The sequence below is a fragment of the Methylobacterium sp. CCH5-D2 genome (genome assembly GCF_001556475.1).
Lineage (GTDB): Bacteria > Pseudomonadota > Alphaproteobacteria > Rhizobiales > Beijerinckiaceae > Methylobacterium > Methylobacterium hispanicum.
The window spans coordinates 1-1,331 of sequence record NZ_LSIX01000432.1; the positions used below are offsets into that span (position 1 = coordinate 1).

Annotated in this window: 3 protein-coding genes; all 3 read right to left on the bottom strand. The window is 68.5% G+C overall.

What is annotated here, in order from left to right; translation table 11 throughout:
• Nucleotides 1–209 (bottom strand): hypothetical protein (locus tag AX737_RS11025; RefSeq protein WP_156453655.1); only part of this gene is annotated, 209 nt, incomplete at its 3' end.
• A 61-nt stretch (nt 210–270) separates the two neighbouring features.
• The gene (locus AX737_RS11030; RefSeq protein ID WP_066921280.1) at nt 271–504 is read right to left on the bottom strand and encodes a helix-turn-helix transcriptional regulator; all 234 of its coding nucleotides are present in this window, start codon (nt 502–504) and stop codon (nt 271–273) included.
• Entirely contained in the window at nt 504–1,109 is a 606-nt protein-coding gene (locus AX737_RS11035; RefSeq protein ID WP_066921282.1) for a DUF2975 domain-containing protein, read from the bottom strand. Before AX737_RS11035 ends, AX737_RS11030 begins: the two co-directional genes overlap by 1 nt.
• Between the last annotated feature and the right edge of the window lie 222 nt (nt 1,110–1,331).

The window sequence follows — 1,331 nt, forward strand, 5'->3', positions numbered from 1 at the left end:
AGCGCCTGCCGCTCGCTGCCGTCCGGACGCCGGAAGCCGACGGATACGAGCCAGCGGCCGGAGGCGCGCTGCATCGGCAGCGTCACTGCGGTGCCGGCACCTGCCGGCCAGACGACGGCGACCTGATCCACCCTCGGGGCGGAGGGGATGCAAGCCGCGAGCGACACGACGGTAAAGAGCAGCACCAGCGCACGCGAAAGGGTCGGCATGGGCATAGGTCTCCGCTCCCACGGCACGGATGCGCGGGTTCGAGGCCAGATGGCGGGACGGTCAGCCGGCTCGGCGCAGCGCGTCCTCGCCGTCGGGCAGGTATTCGAGCAGGTCTCCCGGCTGGCAGTCGAGTTCGCGGCAGATCGCCTCGAGCGTCGCGAAGCGTACCCCCTGGACCTTGCCGGACTTGAGCAGCGACAGGTTCGCCTCGGTGATCCCGACGGCGCGGGCGAGATCCTTCGATTTCCGCTTGCGTCGGGCGAGCATCACGTCGAGCCGCATCACGATCGGCATCAGACGAACCCGTCCCGGTCGTCCTTGATCGCCTGCCCGGCCCGGATGAGTTCGGACAGGACGATCAGGAACGCCGCGAGCAGGAGGGCGTGGAGCGAGGAGGTGCGCCACCATGCCAGGTCCACCCCATGCCCGACGAGACGGACGAGGATCTGCCCGGCGGCCGGCGCGACGGCATAGGCCAGGAGTCCGATCGCCATGCGGCGCAGGCGGGATGCGTGACCGGCCGCGAAGACCGCGCCGGCCGCGAGATCGCGCAGCAGGGCACGCAGGTGGCAGAGCACGAACAGGACCGGGACCTGGGTCGCGGTGAAAGTCACCGCATAGGCGAGACGGGTCGGCCAAGGCAGCGCCCCGAAGGAAACGAGGCCGGCGATGCCGTCCGGACGCGAGCCAAGGAAGCCTGCTCCCGGCGCGAGCCAGAGGAATGCACCCTGGAAGACCAGCCCGAGCGACAGCACGATCCCGGTGAAGACGACGAAGCCTGCGAGGATCATCGTGACGAGGGAAGCCATGCAACTGGCCCAGCGCCGGAGCGCAGGATAGCCGTCGGGCTCCGGCTGGACCGGCTCGTCCCGGCGCGGAAGGGCAACGACGTTCGGCATTCCGACTCCTACGGGTCGGAGATACCGCAGAAAATACTTTCTGTGCAACGATAATTTCGGCTGCGTACCATCTTCCAGTCCGACGGCAGCGCCAGATGGGCGGAAGTGCCCCGAAAGGCTCGACCGTGAACGTCTGTTTCGGCGGCAGCGGCGAAAATCGCTTTCCTCCGAGCGCCTGTTCGTCCTGGTTTGCCAAGGACGGACCCCATATCCGGCACGGGC